Origin of the sequence: uncultured Leptotrichia sp., from assembly GCF_938036635.1 — a bacterium.
Taxonomy (GTDB): Bacteria; Fusobacteriota; Fusobacteriia; order Fusobacteriales; family Leptotrichiaceae; genus Leptotrichia; species Leptotrichia hongkongensis.
This window is the reverse complement of sequence record NZ_CALHQO010000507.1, coordinates 1-1,342: the sequence shown is the minus strand read 5'-3', so window position 1 is coordinate 1,342 and position 1,342 is coordinate 1. Positions and strand designations below refer to the sequence as shown.

General features: G+C 24.3%; 2 protein-coding genes. Both read left to right on the top strand.

Going from position 1 to position 1,342, the window contains the following annotated elements:
* Positions 1-176: 176 nt before the first annotated feature.
* Positions 177-911, top strand: coding sequence for a glycosyltransferase (locus Q0370_RS10210; protein ID WP_299575361.1), 735 nt, complete (start codon positions 177-179; stop codon positions 909-911).
* The coding region (locus Q0370_RS10205) for a hypothetical protein (RefSeq protein WP_299575359.1) at positions 904-1,342 on the top strand (439 nt) is incomplete at its 3' end. The genes Q0370_RS10210 and Q0370_RS10205, both read left to right, overlap by 8 nt.

The following is a 1,342-nucleotide window of genomic DNA, read 5'->3' as shown; positions in this document are numbered from 1 at the left end:
AAATGAAGTTAAAAAATTGAATTTTGAAAATAAAAATTATAAAAATAGAATGGAATATTCCGACTTAAAGAAATCAAAATACTAGATAGATTGAAAGATTTTGAATTTTTTAGACTTTTATAAATAACTATTAAATTTTTAGGAAAGGAGAATAGCTATTTAGCTGTCAAAGAAAAATGGAAATAGATATAATTTTCCCAGTATTAAATGAGGAAAATAGATTAAAAAATGGAGTACAACAAACAGTAGAATATTTAGAAAAATCAAACTTTGATGATTATAGAATATTAATTGTTGATAATGGCTCAATTGATGCAACAGAAACAATAGCAATTGAATTATCAAAAGAGAATTATAAAGTAGAATATATTAAAATTTTTGAAAAAGGTGTGGGAGTTGCTTTTAGAGAAGGAATAAAAAAATCAAACTTTGAAATAGTTGGTTATATGGATATTGATATATCTACTGATATCAATAGTCTTGATAAGGTATATGAATTATTTTTACAGAAAAATCAGATAGATATTATAACAGGAAGTCGTAATATGAAAGAGTCAAACGTATATGGGCGTCCATTTATAAGAAATTTAACTTCAAAATTCTTAGGGAAGATAATTAATCTTTTATTAAAAACTAAATTAAAAGATTATATGTGCGGATTTAAATTTTTTAAGCGTACAAAATTATTAGAATTAATGACTAAAGTCTCTAATGAAAAGGGATGGTTCTATTGTGCTGAACTATTAATCTATGCTGAATGGAATAAATATGGTGTGTATGAATTACCTGTTACATGGGTAGATGAAAGAGAACACAGTAAAGTAGATAGTCAAATTTTTAAGTTGATAAAAAATTATTTAAAACATATATTTAGATTATTAAAGGCAAAGAAAGGAAGTTTAAATGAATAGAATGTTAGTTGGTTATACAGGTTTCGTAGGAAGCAACATATATGCAAAAGGTGATTTTGATGGTATATATAATTCAAAAAATATCCAAGAAGCATATGGAAAAAATCCAGATTTATTAATTTATTCAGGATTAAGAGCTGAAAAATTTTTGGCAAATAATGCTCCTGAAAAAGATTTGGAACTTATTTATGGAGCTGAAAAAAATATTGAAAAAATAAATCCTAAAAAATTAATATTAATTTCAACAATTGATGTTTTAAAAAAACCAATTAATGTTGATGAAGATGTAGAAATAGAAACTATTGGATTGCAAGCCTACGGATATAATAGATATCAATTAGAATGTTGGGTAAGAGAAAATTATCCTGATGCACTAATAATTAGATTACCAGGATTATACGGCATAAATTTAAAGAAAAATTTTATATATG

Coding starts and splice junctions, on each gene's coding strand:
- Q0370_RS10210 (WP_299575361.1), top strand. CDS start 177: ATGGAAATAGATATAATTTTCCCAGTATTAAATGAGGAAAATAGATTA.